The organism is Pseudocolwellia sp. AS88 (assembly GCF_030551755.1).
Classification (GTDB): Bacteria; Pseudomonadota; Gammaproteobacteria; order Enterobacterales; family Alteromonadaceae; genus Pseudocolwellia.
The window spans coordinates 65,186-90,582 of the sequence record NZ_JAUPEC010000016.1 but is presented as its reverse complement, the minus strand read 5'-3'; the positions used below and the strand labels follow the sequence as shown (position 1 = coordinate 90,582).

21 protein-coding genes, 1 tRNA gene and 1 riboswitch are annotated in these 25,397 nt (G+C 34.2%); of the genes, 6 read left to right on the top strand and 16 right to left on the bottom strand.

Going from position 1 to position 25,397, the window contains the following annotated elements; genetic code table 11:
- Window positions 1–85: 85 nt before the first annotated feature.
- The 6 genes from Q5N69_RS12345 to putA all read right to left on the bottom strand — a co-directional run bounded on the left by Q5N69_RS12345 (window position 86) and on the right by putA (window position 7,904).
- Complete coding sequence (locus tag Q5N69_RS12345; protein WP_304369245.1) at window positions 86–1,402, bottom strand: NAD(P)/FAD-dependent oxidoreductase; 1,317 nt, start codon at window positions 1,400–1,402, stop codon at window positions 86–88.
- 195 nt (window positions 1,403–1,597) lie between these two features.
- Entirely contained in the window at window positions 1,598–2,119 is a 522-nt protein-coding gene (locus tag Q5N69_RS12340; protein WP_304369244.1) for a rhodanese-like domain-containing protein, read from the bottom strand.
- A 36-nt stretch (window positions 2,120–2,155) separates the two neighbouring features.
- On the bottom strand, window positions 2,156–2,464 hold the full coding sequence (locus Q5N69_RS12335; protein WP_304369243.1) for a helix-turn-helix transcriptional regulator: 309 nt from the start codon (window positions 2,462–2,464) through the stop codon (window positions 2,156–2,158).
- A gap of 374 nt (window positions 2,465–2,838) precedes the next feature.
- Complete coding sequence (locus Q5N69_RS12330) at window positions 2,839–3,219, bottom strand: STAS/SEC14 domain-containing protein (RefSeq protein WP_304369242.1); 381 nt, start codon at window positions 3,217–3,219, stop codon at window positions 2,839–2,841.
- Between the two features lie 310 nt (window positions 3,220–3,529).
- Window positions 3,530–3,703, bottom strand: a complete 174-nt coding sequence (locus Q5N69_RS18385) for a hypothetical protein (RefSeq protein WP_342866481.1) — start codon at window positions 3,701–3,703, stop codon at window positions 3,530–3,532.
- A gap of 376 nt (window positions 3,704–4,079) precedes the next feature.
- Window positions 4,080–7,904, bottom strand: a complete 3,825-nt coding sequence (gene putA, locus Q5N69_RS12320) for a bifunctional proline dehydrogenase/L-glutamate gamma-semialdehyde dehydrogenase PutA (RefSeq protein WP_304369241.1) — start codon at window positions 7,902–7,904, stop codon at window positions 4,080–4,082.
- A gap of 967 nt (window positions 7,905–8,871) precedes the next feature.
- Between putA and Q5N69_RS12315 the strand changes: the two genes are divergently transcribed.
- Window positions 8,872–11,103 carry a TonB-dependent siderophore receptor gene (locus Q5N69_RS12315; protein ID WP_304369240.1) on the top strand — a complete coding sequence of 744 codons (2,232 nt, stop codon included), beginning with the start codon at window positions 8,872–8,874 and terminating at the stop codon, window positions 11,101–11,103.
- A gap of 120 nt (window positions 11,104–11,223) precedes the next feature.
- On the opposite strand, the gene Q5N69_RS12310 is transcribed toward Q5N69_RS12315, so the two are convergent.
- From Q5N69_RS12310 to yejK, 5 genes are all read right to left on the bottom strand, one after another.
- Entirely contained in the window at window positions 11,224–11,712 is a 489-nt protein-coding gene (locus Q5N69_RS12310; RefSeq protein ID WP_342866482.1) for a hypothetical protein, read from the bottom strand.
- A gap of 311 nt (window positions 11,713–12,023) precedes the next feature.
- Window positions 12,024–12,854 carry a M23 family metallopeptidase gene (locus Q5N69_RS12305; RefSeq protein WP_304369239.1) on the bottom strand — a complete coding sequence of 277 codons (831 nt, stop codon included), beginning with the start codon at window positions 12,852–12,854 and terminating at the stop codon, window positions 12,024–12,026.
- Window positions 12,847–13,728 (bottom strand): 6-carboxytetrahydropterin synthase, encoded by an 882-nt coding sequence (locus tag Q5N69_RS12300; RefSeq protein WP_304369238.1) that lies wholly within the window; start codon window positions 13,726–13,728, stop codon window positions 12,847–12,849. Before Q5N69_RS12300 ends, Q5N69_RS12305 begins: the two co-directional genes overlap by 8 nt.
- 10 nt (window positions 13,729–13,738) lie before the next feature.
- On the bottom strand, window positions 13,739–14,770 hold the full coding sequence (gene pyrC, locus Q5N69_RS12295) for a dihydroorotase (protein ID WP_304369237.1): 1,032 nt from the start codon (window positions 14,768–14,770) through the stop codon (window positions 13,739–13,741).
- A 145-nt stretch (window positions 14,771–14,915) separates the two neighbouring features.
- On the bottom strand, window positions 14,916–15,983 hold the full coding sequence (gene yejK, locus Q5N69_RS12290; protein ID WP_304369236.1) for a nucleoid-associated protein YejK: 1,068 nt from the start codon (window positions 15,981–15,983) through the stop codon (window positions 14,916–14,918).
- Between the two features lie 78 nt (window positions 15,984–16,061).
- Between yejK and Q5N69_RS12285 the strand changes: the two genes are divergently transcribed.
- The 3 genes from Q5N69_RS12285 to Q5N69_RS12275 all read left to right on the top strand — a co-directional run bounded on the left by Q5N69_RS12285 (window position 16,062) and on the right by Q5N69_RS12275 (window position 18,356).
- Window positions 16,062–16,295, top strand: a complete 234-nt coding sequence (locus Q5N69_RS12285; RefSeq protein ID WP_304369235.1) for a DUF1414 domain-containing protein — start codon at window positions 16,062–16,064, stop codon at window positions 16,293–16,295.
- 34 nt (window positions 16,296–16,329) lie between these two features.
- Complete coding sequence (locus Q5N69_RS12280; RefSeq protein WP_304369234.1) at window positions 16,330–18,042, top strand: DUF3413 domain-containing protein; 1,713 nt, start codon at window positions 16,330–16,332, stop codon at window positions 18,040–18,042.
- A 237-nt stretch (window positions 18,043–18,279) separates the two neighbouring features.
- A tRNA-Pro gene (locus tag Q5N69_RS12275) sits at window positions 18,280–18,356 on the top strand.
- A 217-nt stretch (window positions 18,357–18,573) separates the two neighbouring features.
- On the opposite strand, the gene Q5N69_RS12270 is transcribed toward Q5N69_RS12275, so the two are convergent.
- The gene (locus tag Q5N69_RS12270) at window positions 18,574–18,804 is read right to left on the bottom strand and encodes a hypothetical protein (RefSeq protein ID WP_304369233.1); all 231 of its coding nucleotides are present in this window, start codon (window positions 18,802–18,804) and stop codon (window positions 18,574–18,576) included.
- Between the two features lie 706 nt (window positions 18,805–19,510).
- Between Q5N69_RS12270 and Q5N69_RS12265 the strand changes: the two genes are divergently transcribed.
- A complete protein-coding gene (locus Q5N69_RS12265) occupies window positions 19,511–19,912 on the top strand; it encodes a type II toxin-antitoxin system HicB family antitoxin (RefSeq protein WP_304369232.1) in 402 nt (133 codons plus the stop codon).
- A gap of 582 nt (window positions 19,913–20,494) precedes the next feature.
- On the opposite strand, the gene Q5N69_RS12260 is transcribed toward Q5N69_RS12265, so the two are convergent.
- Together Q5N69_RS12260 and lysC are read right to left on the bottom strand one after the other, a co-directional pair.
- Entirely contained in the window at window positions 20,495–20,977 is a 483-nt protein-coding gene (locus tag Q5N69_RS12260) for a low molecular weight protein-tyrosine-phosphatase (RefSeq protein ID WP_304369231.1), read from the bottom strand.
- A 130-nt stretch (window positions 20,978–21,107) separates the two neighbouring features.
- On the bottom strand, window positions 21,108–22,466 hold the full coding sequence (gene lysC / locus Q5N69_RS12255) for a lysine-sensitive aspartokinase 3 (RefSeq protein WP_304369230.1): 1,359 nt from the start codon (window positions 22,464–22,466) through the stop codon (window positions 21,108–21,110).
- Window positions 22,467–22,623: 157 nt separating this feature from the next.
- Window positions 22,624–22,796, bottom strand: a riboswitch (Lysine riboswitch).
- 345 nt (window positions 22,797–23,141) lie between these two features.
- Here lysC and Q5N69_RS12250 point away from each other — a divergent pair.
- Complete coding sequence (locus Q5N69_RS12250) at window positions 23,142–23,765, top strand: ElyC/SanA/YdcF family protein (RefSeq protein WP_304369229.1); 624 nt, start codon at window positions 23,142–23,144, stop codon at window positions 23,763–23,765.
- 14 nt (window positions 23,766–23,779) lie between these two features.
- On the opposite strand, the gene Q5N69_RS12245 is transcribed toward Q5N69_RS12250, so the two are convergent.
- Together Q5N69_RS12245 and Q5N69_RS12240 are read right to left on the bottom strand one after the other, a co-directional pair.
- Window positions 23,780–24,553, bottom strand: a complete 774-nt coding sequence (locus tag Q5N69_RS12245) for a Nif3-like dinuclear metal center hexameric protein (protein WP_304369228.1) — start codon at window positions 24,551–24,553, stop codon at window positions 23,780–23,782.
- Window positions 24,554–24,606: 53 nt separating this feature from the next.
- A complete protein-coding gene (locus Q5N69_RS12240; protein ID WP_304369227.1) occupies window positions 24,607–25,383 on the bottom strand; it encodes a class I SAM-dependent methyltransferase in 777 nt (258 codons plus the stop codon).
- Window positions 25,384–25,397 lie beyond the last annotated feature (14 nt).

Genomic DNA, 25,397 nt, shown 5'->3' with positions numbered 1-25,397 from the left:
TTCTACGTTTCACGAAGATGCGGTTATTTTAATTCTTAGAAAATTCTTGATAACCGCTTTAACTAATTCAATAAAATAAAAAAGATTAATGTAACTTTAAGTTAGGTCTAAGTCGTTTGTTAAGTTTATTAACTAGCATGATTAATAAGGTTTTAGCTTTGCCAAATATCACCATTTGGTGCATTCGATATAAACTAATATATACAATTCTTGCTAGTCGCCCTTCTATAAACATACTTCCTTTGGTCATATTCCCCATTAAACTACCAATAGTTGAATAAGTAGAAAGAGAAACTAGAGAGCCATAATCTACGTATAAATAAGGTTTAAGTTCTTTACCTTGTTCTGCATTTTTAATATTTGTGAAAACATTAGATGCCATTTGATGAGCGGACTGTGCTCTTGGAGGAACCTTTGAGCCATCAGGCATTATGCAATGTGCACAATCACCAATTGCATAAATACTATCATCTAGAGTTGTTATTAAATCCTGGTTCACTACTAACTGATTTATTTTGTTAGTTTCTAGCCCAGCAAGACCTTGAAGGAATTCAGGAGCTTTAATACCTGCGGCCCAAACAGAAATGTTACTTTTAATAAAATTTCCATCCTTAGTATGCAAACCTGTAGCTTCAACTTTAGTAACAAAGGTATTTAGAATAATTTCAACGCCTAGTTTTTCAAGCTCAATCTGTGTGCTATTTGCTATTCTTTCAGGTAAAGCGGGTAATAATCGTGGTCCTGATTCAATTATTCGTACTTTTAAGCGGTAGTTATGAAGATGAGTATAACCATAAGTTTTTAATAACTCGGTGGTTTTATAAAGCTCTGCAGAGAGTTCGACACCTGTAGCCCCTGCTCCAACAATAGAAATTTCTAAAGTATCTTTTGATGTGTCGTCTTGTAACTTTAAAAATTCGTTAAGTAAAAGGGTATGAAAGTTTTGTGCGCTTTTAGGAGAGTCTAAGAAGATACAGTTTTGGGCAGCTCCTTCAGTACCAAAGTCATTTGTAATAGAGCCAAGAGCAAAAATTAGTTTACTGTAATTGAGTTCTCGCTTTTCTAAAACAAGTTGTTGTGCATCATCGATTAATGGCGCTAAATAAGCAGTTTTACTTTCTCTGTTTAGATCTATCATTGTGCCTAATTGAAAAGTAAAACCATTTTTATGAGCAATAGCTAAATAATCGACGCCATCTATTTCTGAATCTAATGCACCGGCAGCGACTTCGTGTAATAAAGGTTTCCAAATATGAGTTCTATTTTGATCAACGAGAACAACACGTTGTTGTCTTTTTTTATAATATCTTCCGAGCTTAGTTGCTAATTCTAAACCGCCTGCACCACCACCAATAATTACAATGGGAGCGTTGATGTGATCATTATTAGTATTGTCTGCCACTATCATTCCTTAGCTGAAACTATTACTTATCATTAACTATTAGACCAAGTTTCTTACTTAAAATTTCATCAGTAGATAACATCAAAATTTTAAATTATAACGCTTATATAATATAAACTTATTTTGTATAAACTACACATTTAGATAGCAATAGTTAGACTAAGTAAGAAACTTAATAGACGATCTTATAATTTTTTAAACTTTCTGGTTCCATGGCATTTTTGCCATTAATATTGCTAAACCACAAGTTCCAGATAAGCCAGCAAACAATAATCCAGCTCCTAAAAATGCGGGTAGTAACATGAACGCTGGATCATGAAAGTACCCTGTTAAACTACTTGCCAAAGCTAAACTGCCAATGGTTATTTGTACTTGTCTATCTAGTGGAAGTACTTTACTTTTACCTTCTTTTACTGCGTTACCAGCTTCTTGCCAAGCTTCAATACCACCAACTAAATTGTATATAACGACTGAGCTATTTTGATCTGTGATTTTTACACAAGCTGAATTGCCTCTCGAACCTTTTTGACAATAGATCACTATTTTTTTGTTGGTTTCAGGTAAATCTTCCGAAGTTATTTTTCCTAAAGGTAATAAGGTTGCACCTTGTATATGCTTGGTTGCAAACTCTGCTGGCTCTCTAACATCAATAAGAATAGCTTCGCCGTTTTCTAACCATTGTTTGGCTTTTGTTGGTGTTACATTTTCAAATTTCATTTTTGTTCCTAATTAATTCGTTATATTAGATAAATCTTATTTGTTGCAGTAAATTAAATACAGTGTAGACAATATGGCGTTCACTTCAATACTCGCTAACTTGTAGTACACCATTTGCCCACGTTTTTGAGCTATTACTACATCAGATTCACGTAATTTGGCCAGGTGTTGTGAGATCGCAGATTGTGATAAGTCGCTCTGTTCCTCAAGTTCACCAGCATTTTTTTCACCTGATGCTAATGAGCATAAAATTTGTAATCTGTACTTATTAGCTAAAAGTTTTAATAGCTTTTCAGCTTTCTCTGCACTTTCAGCCATGTTAGATTTTTGTTTATCATCGAGCATTAAATTAAACCCTGTATATTAGATTTTACTAATATACATCAAGCATCGTATCAATACAATATTTCATAAGACTTGAGGGTTAAAATTAGATACATGGCTTGTAGCCAATTATTAGTAATGAATGAATGGTGATTTTATAAATGGATTATTAGTAATAGGTACAAGGCTATTGTCTTTAAGCTTGATGAAATTTTGTTTTTACATAAGTAACTTCTTATGTGTTTTTGTTTCATTAATCTTAACTAGAGGTATAGTTATTAAGTGTTTGTGAAGTGTAAATATGAGCGTTGACTACAAGATGTGTATTTCATAAAGGTTGTTAGGTTAGAGCTCAAAAGTTCAAGGTTTCTGTTAATGAGCTCAATGTTTGCTTATTAGTTTTTCAACCACTCTGCAGCTTCAGTTAAGTTGGTAAAGTATTTTATTTCGCCTGATATAAACCAAGAACCTATCTTAGCTGTTTTGGCTTGCCAGTCTTTGTTTCCGTAAATAGCAATTTTATTAAATTCGTTATTATGTTTTAGTCCTAGCTTCAAGTCATCCCACGCCGCCCTTAACTCCCAGCCATCAAGTTCAGTTCCATCGATTAATACATCAACTTTAGGCTCTGTAACTTGAGCTAGTGCTGAATCGATCAAAGGTGTAATTATTTCATAATCTGCGTGAGTTAATTTACCTACAGCTTTTAGAGACAGATAAAATTTATTGTCTATTCTTTCTATACCAATTGATAAGCCATGTTTAGTGGTTTTCATTGCCATCTTTCCTTCTCAATAAAGATTAATAATTATAAAGCTGATAATTTGTATGGCTATAAGGAATAAGTTCATACTTAGTTTCTAAATACGTAACTAGATTGATCAGTTCATTAATGGTCATCTCTTCATTAAAGTTTTTCATTTTTGATTTGCCATCAGTGCTATAACTATCTTTTGGATATGATTTTACAATTTTATGTGAGGGATTAATGACGCTGGTAACGAGTTCGGCGTAGGTTTTAACTTTTGTTGATTTTCCACCTAATTGAATATTTAACTCAGGGTTATCTATTACATTTCCTTTATCTTAATCTTTAATTTGATGGCACGATAAACATTGGTATTTAGCTATAACCATCTTACCTTGATTACTATCGCCTTTAGGGAAACTAAAACCTCTAGGAGATTCAGGTCCTAAGTCACAACTTATAAGCCCTAAACTTATTAGCGAAACACTACATACGGCTATTAAATATTTCATATCATCACCTACATTTAATGTTAATGATTAGCTCTTAAGTACTAAGTTAACCTAGCCTTGCTTTAGGTTTAATAAATTTAAAACGATTTGCACCAAATTAAAGTTAAGTTAAGTTAAGAGCATTATTTATCTAAGCTACTTTAACACTAGCCTATTAATGGTTTGGTTTCTTCGCTATTAGGCATTTTTATGAGTGAGATCAACTATTGGTTAAAAATAATACAATACTGGATGTTTTAAAGTGGTTGGGTTTGTAATGTGACTATGTGGGCAGTATTTGCTGGGTAACTATCTGGTAAGTATTAATTTTTTGAATAGAAAAACTCACTTCAGAAGTTATTTACCTGTCTGAAGTGAGAATTTAAGCTAGTTTTTATTAATCTTCTTCAACTAGTGTCATTAATGAGGTGTTACCACCTGATGCGGTAGTATCGATACTGACGGTTTTTTCTGTAACTAAACGCTGTATTAAGTTATCGAAATACTCAGAGGTAATTATCGGTAGTATTGCGCCTTTTCTTTCAGCAAGTTTTTCACTGATATAGTGTTTACGATCACAACTACTATCAACTACTACACCAGCCAATGCCGGGTGTTTTAACATAGGAGATAAGTGACATAATCTTGCTACCTGAAATACATGTTCACCAGCACCAGTGGCAATAAACTTATCTCTAAATACGATAGCTTCATCATAATATAAATCAGAAACTACACTAACTACTGTATTACCTGTAGCTAATGCCGTTACTATTGAAAGTACCCAGAAATGGAAACTCACTGTATGATCGGCAAAACAAATAATATTACCTCTGTTTTCCAAATACAGGATATTAGACTCGCCCGTTGGACCTGGTAAAACTTGAGGCTTTTTAAGATGCTTTTCAATATTGATAAGCTGTTCGCGCGATAATCTTAATGTGTAATTTAAATCATCAGCTAAATCCTCAACAATATGCACATGAGCAATCTTAGCTAATAATTGACGAACACAAGAAATGCGTGTGTTTAAGTCTGTTAATCTCCAAGTTTTTTCAGCTTCTTCGGCTCTATCTAAAAATAGCGATGCTACTTCGTTTGACTCAGTATCACCAATTAACGCTTTAGTTTTTTCAGGTGGTAAATTGAATTTGTCAGCATCTGGTGTGGCTTTTTCAACAACTAAACGCGTTAAGTAATTTGGCCCACCTGCTTTAGGTCCTGTGCCTGATAAACCACGCCCACCAAACGGTTGTACACCAACAATAGCACCAATCATGTTACGGTTAATATAAACGTTACCTGCACGTGATAACTTAGCAAGTTCATAGGCACGATGTTCAATACGCGTATGAATACCCATTGTTAAACCAAATCCTGTACCGTTAATTTTATCTACAACAGACTCAATTTCATTACCTTTAAATCGTACTATGTGTACGCAAGGCCCAAATACTTCTTTTGTTAGTACGTTAATATCTTTGATTTCATATAAACGCGGAGCAAAGAAAAAGTGCCCGTTGTTTGATACTTCATCTGCTATTTCACATTGATATAATAAAGTACCGTTTTGTTCCATGTATTCACTATGAGCATTAAGTGCGTCTAAGGCTTTTTTATCGATAACTGGCCCAATATCGGTACTTAATTGTGAAGGATTGCCTACATGTAACTCTGCTAATGCGCCCTTAAGCATGGTAATAACAGTATCAGCAATATCATCTTGTAAAAACAAAACTCTTAAAGCTGAACAGCGTTGACCTGCAGATTGGAAGCCCGAGGAAATAACATCATCAACTACTTGCTCAGGTAAAGCAGTAGAATCAACTATCATACAGTTTTGACCGCCTGTTTCTGCAATCAATGGTACTTGATCACCACCTCGGTCTGCTAAAGTTTGTGATATTAGAGTGCCGGTCTCAGTTGATCCTGTAAACATAACCGTTTGTACTCGATTATCAGGAACAATAACACTACCAACATCACTACCACCGGCAATAACCGCTTGTACAACACCTTCAGGTAAACCAACAGATTTCATTAATTCAATGGTTCGCAGTGCAATTAAACTTGTTTGCTCTGCTGGCTTTGCTAATACGGTATTACCTGTTGAAATGGCAGCAGCAACTTGTCCTAGGAATATAGCTAACGGGAAGTTCCACGGGCTAATACATAACACAACCCCACGAGCTTCAAGACGTTCATCTTTCTCTAACTCTATGGCTTTATCTGCGTAATAACGACAAAAGTCGACAGCTTCACGTACTTCGTCAATACCATCTTGTGCAATTTTACCGGCTTCTTTTATACATAAACCAATAAGTTCATTCATATGTCGTTCTAAAATATCGGCAATACGACACAGTAAGTCAGCACGCTCTTTAACCGGAGTTTGAGACCAGGATGCGAAAGCCGTTTCGGCGGTTTCGATCATCGCTAACATATCGTCTTTATCATGATAATTATGATAACCAATAATTTCACTATGATTTGCAGGGTTTAGAACAGCACTTGCACCTGTAGGTACTTCATCTTGGTTTATAATTTGTTCTGTAAACCATTTATCTAAAGAAGCTTTTAATAATGTGACTTCATTAATATCTGATAAATCTAAGCCTTTAGAATTGTCACGTCCATCACCAGATTTTCCGTGATATAAGGCAATAGGTTTAAGTATTTGATTGTTGTATTTTTCTTTCAAACGTTGGGTTTTTTCAACAGGATCTTCTAATAAAGATTCAACAGGCTTAGATTCATCAACAATCGCATTAACAAATGATGAGTTAGCCCCGTTTTCTAGTAATCGACGAACTAAATACGCTAACAAGTCTTCATGATGTCCTACTGGTGCATAAATACGACACTGAATAGCTTCGTCACTTACAATTTGATCGTACAATGAATCGCCCATTCCGTGTAAACACTGGAATTCAAAGCCTTCTTTATCGTTTCCTGCAAGCTCAACAATTGTTGCTGCTGTATAGGCATTATGAGTAGCAAATTGCGGGTATATTGTGTCTCTGTAGTCTAATAGCTTGTTAGCACAAGCATGATAAGAAACATCGGTAGATGATTTACGTGTAAACACTGGAAAGTGATCATGACCATCTTTCTGGGTATTTTTAATTTCAGTATCCCAATAAGCACCTTTAACTAAACGTACCATCATTTTACGATTTACGCGTAAAGTCAGCTCACGTAACCATTCAACAACAAAAATAGCGCGTTTTTGGTAAGCTTGTAGTGCAATACCAAAACCATTCCAATCGCCTAAGTCTTCATCGCTGAATACAGCTTCTATAATATCTAATGAGATATCTAAACGTTCTGATTCTTCTGCATCAACAGTTAGGCCGATGTTATAACTTTTAGCTTGTAAGCAAAGCGCTTTAAGTTTTGGCACAATTTCAGCCATCACTCGATCTTTATGAGTAAGTTCATAACGAGGATGGATAGCTGAAAGTTTAACGGAAATACCAGGAACTCTTCTCGGATCATTTTTACCTGATGACTTTGCAACTTTACCAATAGTTTCAATCGCATCTTGGTAAGATTTTAAATAACGGTCTGCATCTTTCATGGTACGAGCGCCTTCGCCTAGCATATCGTAAGAATATACATAGCCTTGCTGCTCTTTTGTTGCTGCACGTTCAGTCGCATCAGCAATAGTTTCACCCATAACGAACTGCTTACCCATGATTTTCATAGCGTAGTTCATTGATTTACGGATAACAGGCTCACCCAAACGACCAATGATTTTCTTCAACAAACCGTAGCTTTCGCGCTTTTGTCTATTGTTATAATTAACCATAGAACCAGTAATTAATAATCCCCAAGAAGAAGCATTAACAAAGATAGAATCACTGTTACCTAAATGAGCACTCCATTTACCTTGCGATATTTTGTCGCGGATAAGTTCGTCTTGGGTATGTTTATCTGGTACACGAAGCAGAGCTTCAGCCAAACACATAAGTACAACGCCTTCTTCACTAGAAAGTGAATATTCGTTTAAAAGTGCATCTATAGCACCCTCACCAGATTGATCTTCACGGATTTTCATTACCATTTTTCGAGCACGATCCCATGCACGACTTCTGGCGCTTACATTAACCTCGGCTAATGGAAGGATATAATCAACAGCTGTATTTTCATCAATACGATAAAACTGACGAATTTGCTGACGTATAGGACAGTCAGTGATAAACGAACTATTAAAAAGCATTTATTTGCCTCAAGTTTATTGAATGTATTAGCCCATAATTAAATGCGCTATTTATAATTTTTTACCGTAATTTATCTATAAATTAGTTAAATAAACTACAGTGATAATGTCGAACATTATTCATTTCTAATCGTTTATTGTATGTGTGCATTCTGTTAACCTTGTATGACTCACAAGGCTTATACAAATTCACAAGTACTATCCCAGCAAACCAAGTAGAATTTAATATTCGCTTAAAAGGCTTTTTTACCAAATAATATTCGAACGCCAAATAGTGATAAAATATATGAGTTCTGTTAACGCCGCTCATTAGCCTGGTAAATTATGCCTAGGAGAAATAGCTTCTAATAATATCCCCTTCACCATTAAATAATGGCACTTGCAAAGTATTGTATTACTTAAAAAGCAACGCAAACATTGTAAGTTTAGCAACCTATTAAATATTTACCCAATTCCTTTGTATACACATATTTCAAACGAACAAAAATGAACTATATTCCGATTTTTCGCCATTAAACAAAATTATCAGTGCTAAATCAATCAAAAACATAGTTAATTAACATCAGTTATATCAACCAACTGATATAACTGATGTTTTTAATTAAACTTGGCTTTATAAATTTAACGGTATGAGGTTGAAAAAGCTTATCCATGATAATTAGCTAAAAGGTTAATAATGCCTTCGAAAAACCCTGAATGCAGGTATTTATTTTATATGGTAGTTAAATCTGCTGTTTTACATAAATAACATCTAAGTTTAAAACCACAGAAAGTAGTAATCTATAATCATATTGAATAAGAATTATTCTTATCTTTATTGTTTTTAATAAAAATTAATTTTATTATACAAATGCAAATGTAAATGACTCGCATTTATATAGAGTGTTTAAATAAATTAACGAAAATTATGATAAATAAACATAAGAGACTTACCAAGGGAAAAACGACAGCTTTAAACGTAGGAATAATGGGGCTGGTTCTATTATTCAGTAAGTCTGTTATTGCACAAGCCGTTGATGAAAGTATAAAAACCGACACTGATATAGAAAAAATAACCGTTGTTAGCCGCATTTTAAGCGGTGAATTTAGAGATGATTTTGCTGATTCGGCAACCAAAACTTATACTTATAACCTAGATATCCCACAACCTGTAGACGTGATTAATCAGGCGTTAATAGAAAGCCAAGGCTCATTAGAGTTGTCTGATGTTTATCGTAACTCTGCTTCAGTGAATGTTTCAGATCCTTTAGGACACACTAACATCCGTGGCTTTCGTTTAAATGAAAATAGCGGCGGAATTTTAAAAAATGGTTTACGTGATGTGAGTCAAGGATTTGCTTTTCAACCTCTTGCCAATATTGAAAAGATCGAAGTGCTTAAAGGTGTTAGCTCAGCTCTATATGGTAGAGGCGAACCCGGTGGGATTGTTAACTTAATTACTAAAAAACCGTTAGCTAAAAACTTTACTGAAATATCGGTAACGGCAGATTCTGACAGTATGTACCAACTGAACTTAGATACTAATGCTAAGTTATCCGATAAACTTTTATTCCGTCTTAATGTCCAATTTGATGAAGGTGATAGTTTTCGTGATGTTGCTAATCGCAATCGATTATTTATTGCACCTGCTTTAAGTTATCAAATTAACGACTCTCAAAAGTTAACAGTTGAAGCTGAGTTTAATGATTTTAAGCAAACACGTGATCAAGGTATTGCCGCTATAGATGGTGATATTTACGCTTTGCCTAAAGAAACATTTTTAGGTGGTAATACCGATGTCGAAACTCAAATTACAACTTTTCAAGCAACACACGCATGGTTTATTAATAACGATTGGGCTTTAAACACTAAATTTCGTATAGGTAAAGACGATACTGAAGACGCATTGTTTAACCCTTTAGAAGAAACTCTTCAAGGTGCATTAAACAGCCCTACTCTATTTTTAGATGATGAAGCGCGTATATATCGCACATTTACTTCTGCAGACGACGTTAAAGATGAAATCAATTTAGATATAAATTTAACTGGCGCAATAAAAGCATTTGGAGCTGAACATCAGCTGTTATTTGGGTTAAATACTAATACTCGTAAAATTGATAGACAGTCACAATTTAATTACAACGCTCAACTATATTCTGTATTAAGTTCAGTAAATCCTGCTTTAGCGCCTTATGGACTAACAAGTTTTGTTGACCCGTATGATCCACAAGATGCTGAAATTATTACATTGCCTACAGCATTAGGCTTTATCGACCCATTCTTTAATCAGCAATTTGAGTTTAGTGATCAAGTAAGTTTCGAATCAGTTAAGTCTGAAATAACAACCACAGGTATTTACTTTCAAGACCAGATAAAGTTTAACGATCATTGGCAGCTTGTTCTTGGTGCTCGCTATGATGAAAATACTTATGAACTTGATAGTACACGTTTAAACCTTGTTCAGTTTTTTGGTGGTCAGATAGCAACAGATCCAACAGTTACTACTGATCAAACTGAAGGTGAGTTAGTCCCCAAGGCAGCATTACTTTATTCACCAAAAGATAATATGTCTCTTTATGCGAGTTATGGTCGTCAATACGACTTAGCTTTAGTGGCAAGTGAAGTAAGACCTACTGAATCAGAAGCTATCGAACTTGGATATAAATGGGATGTAACTGAAGATTTATCGGCTTCTTTCGCTTACTTTAATATAGAAAAAACTAATATTGTAGATACAGGAAATTTACTTGAGCCTGATGTAGTTGATGAAGTGGTGAGTGAAGGTTTTGAAGTAAGTTTATTAGGTCGCATTAATCCTAATTGGGTGATCAGCGCAAACTATTCAGACTTCGATGCTGAAATTACAGAAGATCTTAATAACAGAGATAATGAAGGTAATCGCTCTAGAGGCACACCAACTAACAGTGGTTCGGTTTGGGTTCAATATCAAGCTAATGAAGATTCTGACAGAGGTTTAAGTTTAGCTCTTGGCGTAAATTATGTCGGTGCACGTCCTGTAGATAACGCGAATACTTTTGAATTACCAAGTTATACACTACTGGATTCAACAATCAGTTATCGTATGTCTGAACAATTAAGTGTGCGTGTATTATTAGAAAACTTAACGGATAGAGAATGGTTTAGAGGTTCTTTTAACTCTCAATCTATTTTTACAGGTAATGGACGTAGAGCTCGTTTTACTGTTGATTATTTATTTTAAATATTTAAAAGCCGTCATACATAACAGGTGTGGCGGTTTATTTATTTGTTTGTTTGTTTAATCATTTAATAAGTAAAAGATTTCAGATTTGGTTCTGGTTTAACAAACAGAGTTATACTTTTAATTTAATGTTCTAGTAAATGTTTCTTGTATAATTTGTGCATCATTAGAGGCTCTGTGTCGATCAAGTTTTAACTCTCGGATCACCACATTTTTCATATCATCCCAACGGCGCATTTGTTGTTCTTTGAGGATCATTTCAATTGCAGAAAGGCTAAATGTCATTTCTAACTGAGCCGCTTCAAATAAACGAATCAGCCAAGTAGAATCAACTACCCAACCATCTGAGTATACTATTTTACCCTTTAATAGTTTGTTCAAATGATTAGCAACATCATATGGAGATTTACCGTTGTTTATTAATGAATCGCGCTTAATATGATGTATTTTTTCAGCTTCTTCACTCCAATGAACCCAGTTAGATTCAGGTTTGATCAAAGAACAATACTTCGTTTTATCTTCTAAAATAACGCCAACTTCAATTGGATAACTATGAGAGCCAAAACCTGAAGATTCTATATCAAGAATAATGGGTGAATATATTGTCATATAAATAAAGTCTCTCTGTCCTTGGAAGTATATATAAAAACTATAACTTATATTTTGAATAATACGAGGAAATGAATGAAAATTATAAGGTTTTATCTAAGTGCTTTGTTTGATTTTTGTCATTTAATCAAATATATAAGTTTACTTAAAGCCTACTGATAGACATTTATTGAGTATTGTAAATTAAACTATGGGACAAAACAGAGTGCACTTTTCCCCCATAGTTTAGTCTATAACAATATTTAAACTCTAGTTTAAGGTTTAGCTATTTTTTAGCTTTACCTTTGAGAATAAGAGTTAAAGGTTATTAATTATTTCATTGGTGTTAAGTTCAACACGTAGGCAGGATCTAAACGTACATCAAACCAGTTAATACGCCAATCTAGATGTGGCCCTGTTGCTCTGCCACTAGCGCCAACACTAGCAACTAAATCACCTTGTTTGACAAAGTCACCGGTTTTAACTTTTGAAGCACTTAAGTGTAAAAACGTTGATGTTACGCCATGCCCGTGATCAATAATCATGGTGCCGCCAGAATAGAACATATCTGGTACCCATAATAATATTTCACCGTCTGCTGGCGCTTTTACTGGATCACCTGTTTTACCTGCGTAATCTAAACCAAAATGTGGACGTTTCTTTTCGCCATTAAAAACACGTTGGCTACCGTAAACACCCGTAACAGTGCCATCTATAGGAGCGATAAAGCCATTGGCGAAAGCAGTATTACTGCTTAAGGTTTTTCTAGCTTCTTTAATTTGAGCATTGTCTTGTCTAGAACGTTTAACAGCAACGGGATTTGGCTTCATGATACTTTGTTTAATACCGTTAATACGCTGAATATTATATTCACGTAATTCTGGCGTTAAAACTTTTGTTTCTAAAAGTCCCGATTTATGCGTTACCGTCACTGTATGTGGTTTAACTTCATCTCTACCAAAGCCAAAAGCAAAATCACCACTCGCAGATACCGCTAAAACTTTGTCATTAACTTTAACAATACTATCAGGTTCTGTTTTACCAACAATCAAAGCACCCTGCTTTAAATTATTCGATAGACTGAATGTTTCATCAGCCATAGCATTTGTGCAAGCGAAAGTTAGCGATGTATATAAACATGCTACTGCAATACGATTAATCATAAGCAATGGCTCCTTTTTGTACTCCTTCATAAGCGATAACTTTAATTGCATCATCAGGATTTGTCTTTTTAAGTTGTCGACAAATAAAGTCAGCTAATAGCTCTACTGTTGAATCACAATCAACAACATCTAAAACATCCGCCGGTACGGCTATATCAAATCGCCCTTGAGGAGCAAAATATGAAAAGTATTCATGCTTATCAGTTAACTGGCGCAGTGCTGAGTTTGATAATTGAATATCTGACTTTTCAATGCGATCACCTTCAGATGCGATATAAATATCTTGCCAACGATCACACCATTGTTTTTCTAAAGTAGAATCACGTTGGTCGTTTTTAAATAACTGTATTTTAGAGCGATGACCGTGAGCAATACGTTGACAGTTGCCATCATGCAGTTTTAAACCATGAGTATAATGGTAGTAATCTGTATCGATAACTTCTTCACGTAAGACAATCGTTAAACCGCTAACGTTTTCAGGTAATTCTGCTTTAATGATTTTAAGAAGAAAATCAGTGACTGAAGCTATGTCGATTTTTTTAGTTGGCAGCTTAGCAAAGGCTTGAGTTGGTGATTGTAAAAAGTACGAACCACGTTCACTCACAACATCAACATACTCACTATCTTCTTGAGTGGTCGATTGTTCAACTGAGATCATGCTGCTTTTCATAGGCAAGAGTAATTTATGATCTACTGCCTCATCTATAATGGCTTTGATCTGCTTTTTCACAACGCCAAAATCAAGCACCATGCTCATTTCGTTGAGTTCACCTTCAAGCAGAACATCTACAATCCAGCTTTCACCAACAATTCCGCGTTGTTCACAACAGTAAGAAAAGTCTATAACGGTAAGATCGTTTACAAATAATTGCATTCAGTAATCCTTATTCGCTTACTTGCCAGTTAATGGTTTCATTGGCCTTAACAGGTACAACAACATCATCACCAAAAGCCATAGTTGCTGGAACATTCCATTCTTTTTTAGTTAATGTGATTTTGTCTTCGTTAACAGGCAAGTTGTAAAAAGCTGGACCATTTAAGCTGGCAAAACCTTCTAACTTATCTAAAGCATTTTCTTGTTCAAATACTTCAGCATATAACTCTATAGCAGCATGAGCGGTGTAAGAGCCTGCACAACCACATGAAGATTCTTTAGCATGTTGAGGGTGTGGCGCAGAGTCGGTTCCTAAGAAGAATTTATTGCTTCCACTTGTAGCGGCTTTAATTAAAGCGTTTTGGTGAATATTACGTTTTAAAATAGGTAAACAATAAAAATGCGGTTTTATACCACCAACTAACATATCGTTACGGTTGTACATTAAATGATGAGCTGTAATGGTAGCAGCAACATTTGGCCCTGCTTGTTGCACAAACTCAGCGGCCTGCTTTGTTGTAATATGTTCAAGTACAACATTTAAGTCAGGGTATTTAGCAACAAGTGGTTTTAAAATAGTGTCTATAAACATTTCTTCACGATCAAAAATATCAATATCGTGTGTTGTTACTTCGCCATGAATAAGTAATGGCATTTTATGCTTTTGCATAGCAGCAATTACATCGGCTATGTTATCTACATTTGTAACACCTGAAGACGAATTAGTTGTAGCTCCGGCTGGGTATAATTTTGCCGCATAAACAATACCTGAGTTTTTCGCATCTTCTATATCTTGTGCTGTTGTTTGATCTGTAAGATATAAAACCATTAATGGTTTAAAGGTTGAAGAAGGATTAACAGCCATAATACGTTGATAATAATCATCAGCTAACTTTGCATCAGTTACTGGTGGTACTAAATTTGGCATAACGATTGCGCGACCAAAATAACGACTAATATCTGCTACTGTAGTTTTTAGCGCTGCTCCATCTCTAAGGTGAACATGCCAATCATCTGGTCGAGTTATTGTTAATGTATTCATTTTTAATCCTAAAATTTGGTAATAAAATGAGAGTTTTGAGAGCTCCCATAAAAAATTAGTTTTCTACAATGCAGTAAAGTCTTTTTACTCTATTAAGTTTTTTATTAAACTTTAATAACAACTTAATGGTAACGCGTTATTTTACTTATTCATTCTCATCGTTAAATGGATTGTTCTTTTGAGCTTCATTTTCTAACAAAGCCAATAATTGTGCTTTTAAGTTTGGCGGCACTTTATAAATGGTTAAACTATCGTTAGCTGCATTGTAAACAACATCTTGACCTAAATGACCACGCTCAAAACTTACACTGATTCCGCTGCCATAGCCTGAATATTTTGTAACTTTATTTACAATAGCTTGGTCGTGTGGAAACGTTTCTTCAATTGGATAAGCTTGCTCCTGACAGAAAGAATAAAAATCTTTTCCTTCTTCTTCATTCTTTAATACTTTACCAATTTCTTTGATAGAAACATCTTGGTCGGTGGCTTTTTGTTCTTTACAGTAACTGAGTAATTCTTTTCGTGCTTCTTGTTTTTCTTGTGGGTCTAGTTGGTTAATAGAAACATAGTCTTCTACCGCTTGAACAAGAGTTTGTGTTTGCTCTTTTGAGTTAATACCTTCCTCACAACCTAAAAAGTCTAAAAAGAAGTCAGATACTTTACGACCAGCACGGCCTTTAATAAATGAGATGTAGCGATTACCATCTGCATTTTGCTGATAATCAAACAAATCAATACGTGCAGCTAGTTGTAACTTGTTAGTATCAAGATGTTGATCTGCTGATATATTCAATTCGCCATCTACCGAGTAATGCTCAGAAATTGGAATAATTGCAGCTAATAAATAACGGCCGCCCATGTATTCATAATGGCACACAATTAAATAGCCAGTTTCAGCAAGATCATATTTCTCAATTTCGTTTTTAAGCAAATTAGCCGCTTGTGTACTAAAAGTATAAAAAGATTGAGCTTCACCTAAGTAGCTTTCCATAATATCAACAAAGCGTGCAGCATCACCTTCAGCTGGCATTGACGAGAAATTACCATAGGCCTTACTGCCTTTGCTGTTATAAATTTTATGAAGTGAATCAACAAAATTTTCTATTTTTAAACCAGGTTCAATGTTTTCTGGTCCAAAACGTAGTGTTACTTCACCCGTTTCTTCAATTTTTGATAAAAAATGCAGTGCAATGTTAGAAATTATTAAACTCATAGGTAATGGTCAGTTTTATATTGTTTGGGCATTTGATAAACTAGCGTTAGTTAATCATTTGCAAAATTAAGTATTTAAATGCCTATTGTATCCAAGTATTCAAACGAACGTGTAGAAAAAATCATTCAAAATCTATTTGATGTTCTTATTAATGAAGAAGCAACGCCTGATCTAGCACTTATGTGCATAGGAAACGTTATTACTGAAGTCATTAATAAACAAGTCCCTGAAAGTAAGCGTGAAGCAGTTGTAGCGAACTTTACTAAAGCGCTAAAACAAACTGTTGAACAACAAAATAAACAGTCGAACTAATTTTAACAATAAAATCAGAGAATAAATATAACCAATGGTTTCATTTGAGTCTAAATCTTATAGTAAACGGCTATTACATTTAATTAGTTGGAGCCATTGGTTTACTTTTTTCAACGTTTTAATTGCAATTTTATTATCGTCTTTTTATGTATTTGGTGAGAAAACACCCGATACTCTTATCGGGCATTTCTATTTATATATAACATGGGCCAGTCATATGGGGTTTTTAACCTTCATTGGCTTTTTGTTAATTATATTCCCGATCATATTAATTTATCCTAGAACGCAATTTATTCGGATTACATCTTCTTTAGTATTTACAGCCAGTTTAGTTCTGCTGTTATTAGATGCTTTCGTTTATAAACGTTTGGGATATCACTTGAATGCCTCTTCGAGTGACCAAATAATTTTACTGATCAGTAATCTTATTTCTCATAACACCCTTAAATTCTGGTTAATTACCACATCAACAGCCTTTGTTCTGCTTATTATTGAGCTGACGTTAAGTAATTATGCTTGGAAACATCTAAAAGATTTACAACGTATGCCATATGCAAAATATGTTGTGCGCGTATTAGTTGCATCGTTTTTTGTTAGTCATTTCACTCATATTTGGGCAGATGCTAGATGGAACTATGATGTATTAAAACAAGACACTGTTTTACCTTTATCGTATCCAACTACGGCTAAAACATTGTTAACTAAGTATGAGTTATTTGATGCGAATGACTACACTGAAAACAAAGAAAGTGCGCTTTCTATCAAACACAAAGTCAGCTCATATCCTGTTTTAACAGAACAATGTAACGTTTTAGAACCAGCAGAACAGTCTGTTTATATGGTACTAACTGAAACCGCATTAACAGAAAACAAAATCGAAGCTTTCGCTTTAAAATCAAGTGGTTCGACTATCGATTTGGCACGCCACATTAATAACGCGTTACCAAGTGATTCATGGTTCAACCTACTATATAGCTTACCTTCTATATATAAAGACAAGATAGCTGAACAAAATGTTAAACCACTTTTGCTTCAAGAAATGGAGCTAAGAAATATTGCAGCAAACTTAACAGTGATTACTAAAGATGGTGTTATTCCAGATTCAATTTGGTTCTCACAATGGTTAAATACTTCTTCTGTAACTGAAGTATCCTCACTTATTTTTAGTGAGCGAGAAGCTTTAGAGAAAACTGACTTTACCGATAACTTAAACAAACCTAAAGCTGGTCTACATATTCTATATTTTGATGCTGACAATAGCGCACAAGCAGAATTGTATATAGATGCCCTACTCGTTGCTCAACGCGAGAAAGACACAAAAGATATCATTTGGGTAAGCTCAATGGGTAATAAGAATATTCAAGACAGTTTAGCTATCAAGCCTTCATTACTTATTGTTCCTGGGCAAGCAAGTAACAAGCTAAAACGCTTAACAAGTCACATGGATATTCAACCTACTTTACTGAGCCGATGGCTTAAATGTGACGGTTTAGCGTCAACTATTGTAAATGGAAAAGACATACTAACGGTTAAATCAAATCGTGTAATCGCTAATACAATTGATACAGGCATTATCGTATTCAAGAAAGATAAGTCTGTATTCATTGATAACAACGGTGAGTTCCAAAGTTATTCTAGACAATTAAAAATGCCTATTTCAGTAAATGCGGACTTTCCGTTGATGATTGATGGAGTTAACTTTATTAAGCGATTTAATGAATCTACAGTAACAGAAACCACCAACTAAGAACTCCAAACATGTGGCCAAAGGAGCAGTTATAACTGACTGTTTCCTTTGGTTAAATCAAGCAACACCCTCCAATAGAAATTCTTTGTTCATATAATAATCAGAAAAAATATCTATATTTAATTTACATTGCAATCAGCTTATAAATCATTAATATACTCCTCTCAAACAGTTAGCCCTCTGTGTTTAGATAAGTGTTTGTGGTTGAGTACAGTATTTTACTAAATGCTGGAATATCGGGGTGTAGCGCAGCTTGGTAGCGCGTGCGTCTGGGGGACGTGAGGTCACAAGTTCGAATCTTGTCACTCCGACCATATTAAAGAAAAAGCCCGTTTAATTAATATTAAACGGGCTTTTTTGTGAGAATTTTTTAAAACCAATGTCTTCAGCTTTATATTCCTAAACAATATCTATTAATTTAAACGTATATTTAAGCTTAATCTCTTTAATTTATCTTGTGCTAATACTCATGGCACTAATGATAATAAACATAATAGATAAGGTAATAATTCCCCACAGTTTAAATAACGATTACTTTATAACTAAATATACGGTGTCAGTTAACTTTAACTGCTTCGTAAACTTATTGTCTTCTGCTCGTGAATCTTGAAGGCTTTCCCACGTCATATCACTTACACCAAAATCTTTAGCGTACTGCTCAGCAAATGCTATTAGTTTGTTGGTATGCATAGATTCAAATAAGATTTCTGATTCTGACTCAGTACGAGAATCATTTGTATAAGTTAACTTGTGTAACTTCATTGAGAGTAGCTCCTTGGAAACGTAATAATTTAATATAGCTTGCAGATCAATCTTTTGGGAGCGATGAAACAAACCTATCTTCTTTGATTAAATATAGCTAACTTCATCATGACACTCAATAATTTATAGATCTTAATTGAGAACTATTGTTACTCGTTGTAACAGGTAAAACACATTTCTTTGTGTTTGTTATAAATATAAACATTTCACTAATGATCTTGTAATGGCTAAATGATAATTTTATAAACTTTCATTCTGAATATTTAGAAAAGATTTTCTCAATTAAATAAACAGCAATTCAACTGTAACAACATAATCCTTTTATAAAGAAACAAAGTAAATAGACACAAAACAGCCTCGTAATATCCTGTATTAAATCGATTTAAAATCCACACAGCTTGTCACTTTTTACTAATGAAATTTTAAAATATTTACTACAACTGATTTATTTTAAAATTCAGCCTCACAATAATCACAACTCTAGCAACTCTAAACTAAAGGCTGATCACCATAATATCTAGTGTCACTTATTGTAAGTGAGTATTCACACCAAGCCATACAGAGTTACCAGACACCCATAAAATAAAACACGAAGAGTTATCGGGGTTGTTATTTATATACATACTAGGGTTGTCGGAGTTATAAATATATGTACTTTAAGGGTTGTCGGGGTTATCATTAGTGGGGTTATTGAAAAGGAATAAATATGAAGTATCCGGTCTTAATTCGTAAAGAAAATATAATATCTAATTACTCCCTTAGCGTAGTCGATTTACCTGGTTGTAACGTTGAAGCTGAGAGTGTTGATGAAGGTTTGAATAAACTTAAAAAAGCAGTTGATGAACATTTAGAGATTTTGGCGGAATATGGTGAAGTGATCCCTAGTGCTAAATTAATTGATGATCATATGAAGCAACATGAAAATGTTATTTGGGCAATTCTTGATATAGATATCATTCCCTATTTAGGTAGGAGTCAAAAGATTAATGTAACGCTACCTGAATTGCTTATAAAAAAAATAGATGCGCGTGTGAATAAGTCAGCTGATCATAAAACGCGATCTGGTTTTATCGCTTCAGTTTGTTTAAATGAATTATCTAAAGATTAAGTGGTATTATTTTATAAACCTTAAAAAGTTTATGAAAAACATTTTTTGAAATAATAAGAGTTAAATAAAATGAAAAGGATCAATAAAATTTAAATTAAGATTAAAATTTGAAACTTACAGATTAAATTTTGTTGAATGTAACAGCCCTACTTTTAATTTTAATTTACACAGCGCTAATTCATTTTAAGAAAATAATTAAAACCACAAATTCATTTAACAAAATTTAATTAAAAGAATATGAGGGATATTAAATTATAATAAAACTTAGGGGGATAACTTTGCGGTTTTTATTTTTAATAAGTTAAATTCTGAAGCTAAAAACTTTCTCTTCGTATTTATAATGATTTATTAAAATATTTAGCTTGTAGTTAAATATTGAAATTGAGTTAGAAATAAATCCTAAATTAGATTTAAGGTTCAAAGGTTTTTATCGTATGAATTTTATTTACTAAATAAATAAAAATAGGAGCGCTTAGTTTAAATTTTAATATTAGCCATTGCTGTTCGTACTAAAGTAAAAGACTTAAATTAATTAAGCGCAAATATTATATGTGAGATGAAATAATTAAAACGAGGTTTAGTTTACTTAAGTTTTTCTAATAAACCATCACTAGCATCTTCAACTAAATCGATAACAAATTGAAAACCTTTAGCCCCACCATAATACGGATCAGGAACTTCAGTCTCTTCATGGTTCGCAGCATAATCTAAAAATAATTGAATTTTGTAATGAAGATGTGGAGGAGCGACTTTCTTTAAGCCGTTTACATTGTCGTTGTCCATAGCCAGAACAAGATCGAAGTTATCAAAATCTTTCTCTGTTACTTTACGTGCTTTAATCTTATCAAAAGAATAACCACGTGCCATACCTGCTTTTTGTGCGCGATGATCAGGTTTTTCTCTTGCATGTGCACCAACAGTTCCTGCTGAATCAATGACAAAAGATAAACCTGCTTGTTTCGCTTTATGTCGAAAAACAGCTTCCGCACTTGGGGAGCGGCAAATATTTCCCATACATACAAATAGTATTGAGTTAATATTTTTTAATTCGCTGTTTTCTGACATATTTTCACCTATTTTGTAATGTTTGACTCGCCTAAGATCTTAGGCGATTTATTACATACTATAGTCATTGTTCTTTATTAATTAAACAATAATTTAATACTTTATTAACAAATAAGTGAGTTAAGCTGCTTTAAAACGAGAAAAGTGAACTATGTAATTTCTCTACAACTTTATTAGCTTCATCTTCAGGTACTAAGAAACATAAGTTATGAGCACTTGCTCCCTGACACATCATTCTAATGTTTACACCTTCAGCCGCATGCAATATTTTATTACCGATGCCACTGGTTGAATGCATTTTGTTGCCAATAACAGCCACTAAAGATAATCCATCTTCAACTTTAACGTCACATAGCTTTTCTAATTCTTGAACAACAGCTTTTGTGATAACCGCCTGAGTAGAACCTACAGGGTTATCGAAAGTTAAGGCTACACTAATTTCACTGGTGGTAATTAAATCAACACTTAGTTCGTGTTTCGCTAAAATAGCAAAAACTTTAGCTAAAAAGCCGCTTGCGTGTAACATTTCAGGGCTTTTAACAGTCACTAAGGTTTGTTCACGTCTTAATGCAATTGATCTAAATGTTGGGCAAGATTCAACAACTTTCTGAATTCGTGTACCACCTTGCTCTGGCGCTTTACTGCTTCCAACAAATACTGGAATGTTTTGACGCATTGCTGGAATAAGTGTCGCTGGATGAAGAATTTTGGCACCAAATGTTGCCATTTCAGCAGCTTCGCCAAAACTGATCTCTTTAATAGCACGAGCTTTATCTGTTATGCGAGGGTCTGTTGTAAATATTCCAACTACATCTGTCCAAATTGCTAAGTCGTCCGCATCTAATGCTTCGGCTAAAAGTGCAGCACTATAATCAGAACCGCCTCGGCCTAAAGTTGTTGTTTGACCTGCTTCGTTTTGACCAATAAAACCTTGAGTAACAATAATATTGTCTTCAAGTTCTGGTTTTAATATTGATAAGGCATTTTCTTTAAGTAATTGTAAATCTACAACAGCTTTTCCGAATAAGCTGTTGGTTTTCATAATTTGGCGGATATCAAATGCTTTAGCGTTAACACCAATAGTTTGTAAAACTTCAGCAAAAATAATTGAGCTAAATTGTTCGCCGTAAGAAAGAATTGCATCAGCAGTGCGTAAACTATGGTTTAGTGATTGCTCTTTAGCATATTGTGTTAATTCTGCTAATAACTGCTCTACTGTTTCATTCAATTCAGCTTCTTTACTCAAATGTTGAGTAATATTTAATTGAATGGCTTTAATGCTATTTATAATTTCTACTTGTTCATCTTCGCTAATTTGCGGTTGCCCTAAACGAACCAGATGATTTGTTACACCTGAACTTGCAGATACAACAGCAACTTTATTTGATGGATCGTTTTGAATGATCTTTGCGCATCTAACCATTGCTTCGTAATCGGCAACGCTAGTTCCACCAAATTTGGATATAGTTAAATTTTTGGGTGTAGACATTATAAACTCGCTCTTATTAATTGAGGTAATTGAACGGCATTAGTGTGTGTGATCTTTAACATTATACTTCCCATTTAAATTCGTTTGATAACGATTAATACTAAGGAAGAGCATGACTGATTGGATTAGTGTGCAGATGAAACTTAAAACTAAACATTCAGCCAGAAGCTCTCCACCATCATGGTGACAGCCCTAGGGATTCAACCCTAGCGACCGAATATTATGTGCCAGTAACTATAATATTCTCGGCGGTAGTCCCCCTCAATAATAGTCATCGGAATATTGGCTTCCTCGTATTATCTACCTGGCTATCGCACCTCTTCTGGTATTGAAAATAAGTAAAAACTATAAGCTATTTAAGATGTAATCATCTATTGATTTTCACTTAAAGAAAAATAAACCATTTTCAATGGCGCGTATTAAACACTAGTTAAATTCAAATTGCAATAGACTTTTAGACGGCTATTTACAAAAATGCCAATGAATAATACCTTTGGAATCGTTATACTGGAAAAAGACTCGTATTACTTAATATTAAACTGATAAATCATGCTTTTATTTTCTCTGAAAAAACTCATAGGTATACTAATCACACCAGTAAATATAACTTTATTATTAATACTTACTACTCTTATCCTTTTTAAATATCGCCCTAAGATTGCACAACGTTTTTTAGTGTTTAGTTTTTTAATTTTATTATTCAGCTCTACTCCCATCGTTTCTAATCTATTAGTTCAATCGATTGATGAAGAAATCCCAATGTTCGAACAGCAACAAGATAATATCGATTATATTGTTGTACTCGGTTGTAGCCATACCACCAATAATAAGTTGCCCGTTATTGCTGAGCTAAAAACTTGTTCTTTAGAGAGGTTAATGGAAGCACATCGTGTTTCTTTACTTCACCCTGAAGCATTATTGATAACTTCAGGTTATGCGTTTACAGATGAAGTATCTAACGCCCAAAAAGTTAAAGAAGCGGCAATAAGCATTGGTATTCCCGCGGGTAAGGTAATTATAGAAGATCGCCCTAAAGACACTAAAGAAGAAGCGGCGCTTTTATATCCGTTATTAAAAAACAAACGTTTTGTTTTAGTCACCAATGCTATGCATATGCCAAGAGCTTATCGCTATTTTCAAAAGGAGAATTTATCTCCATTATTAGCGCCTACCAATTTATTATATAAAGGAGAAAGCAGCGAAATACTTTCAAACCTACCTAATGTGTCAACTCTGGAAAAATCAACACGTGCTTTATATGAGTTACTCGGGCGAATTGCACAGAGGCTTACAAGCTAGTTTGTAATGTAGTGTTAAACTGGATTATCGATATCTATAAATATTACTTCCACACCTAATTCAGCTTGTATATGTTCACCTAAAGCCTTTGCTCCATAGCGCTCTGTTGCATGATGACCTGCTGCAAAAAAGTGGATATCCATTTCGTTAACAACATGTGTTGTTTGCTCTGATGCTTCACCTGAAATAAAGGCATCAATTCCTAGCTCTGCAGCTAAATCAATATATCCTTGTCCGCCACCGGTACACCAAGCAATTGTTTTTATAGGTTTGTTTGATGGTGGTTGAAGATGTAAGCATTCTCTATTTAAACGCGTTGATATAATTGATTTTAGTTCATCACCTGTTTTTTCTTGTTCAAATTCACCTTGAATAGAAACACTAAACTCATTACCCAACTCTAATGGACCAGTAACTTTAATATCAAGTAACTTGGCGAGTTGCGCGTTGTTACCTAAAACAGGATGTACATCTAAAGGTAAGTGATAAGCAAATAGATTAATGTCGTTGACTAACAAAGATTTAATTCGTTGGTGTTTCATACCTTTTATTAGATAAGATTCATTTTTCCAAAAGTAGCCATGATGAACTAAAAGTGCATCGGCTTGTAAATTAATGGCTTGATCGATTAACGCTTGAGATGCCGTTACACCCGTAACAATTTTCTTAATGTGCTCAGCACCTTGAACTTGCAGCCCATTAGGACAGAAATCTCTGACTTTAGAAGGCTTTAAAAGTGTTGTTAAGTAATTTTCTAATTCTAAATTGGTTATAGTTTTTAATGTCATAATTTTGATTACGTCTGTCTTAGTGAATTTGTTATAAGATGAAAACTTAAATGTTATTTTCTCATGTCGTTAAGTACATTTCTCTTAGGTGATTTATGGCGAGAACTCATTCCTGTAACTTTAACTGGAGAAAACCTAGGACTTAATTTCCATTTAGGTTTTATTGGCGTTAACGGTAAAACTCGCTTTTTCGCGACTATAACGTAAACAGAACCTAATTGAGGTAAAAATGTTTTAGCAAATTTATTCCAATAAGTCGTTATTTTGCCCTCACCTATTACTCCTGCGAGAGATGAATGTAACAAATGCTCATCTGCCAAAATTTCATACCCCATTAACTGCAGCCAATCTTTAACACGCATCGATGAAAAGAATCGTTCTTGCCAAGGAAAATTTTGCCGTCTATAAGGTATAAAACGATTAAGGCCAGCTAAACTGAAAGGATTAAAACCTGTTATAACAAGATACCCATTAGGGATAAGCACCCTATTTGCTTCTCTAACCACGTGATGTGGATCACCATTAAACTCAAGAACATGACTAAGAACGCAAACATCAATGCTGTGTTCTAAAAACGGTAAGTCGTCTATATCCGCAACAACCGAAACATTATCCACATCTTCTGAAACTGTAATTTGATGATTAATTGGAGAGTCGTCACAATTAACTTCGCCACTTAAGGCTCCAATTTTAAGTAAATGATAACCGAAAAATTTTGAACACCATTTAGCTACAACCTCATTAATTTCTTTGAGAATAATCTCGCCGTTAGGTATTTGTAGCCAACTTTTAGGATGTCGTTGTTTTCTGAAAGCTAAAGCGGGTTTCATATAATTTATTTTCC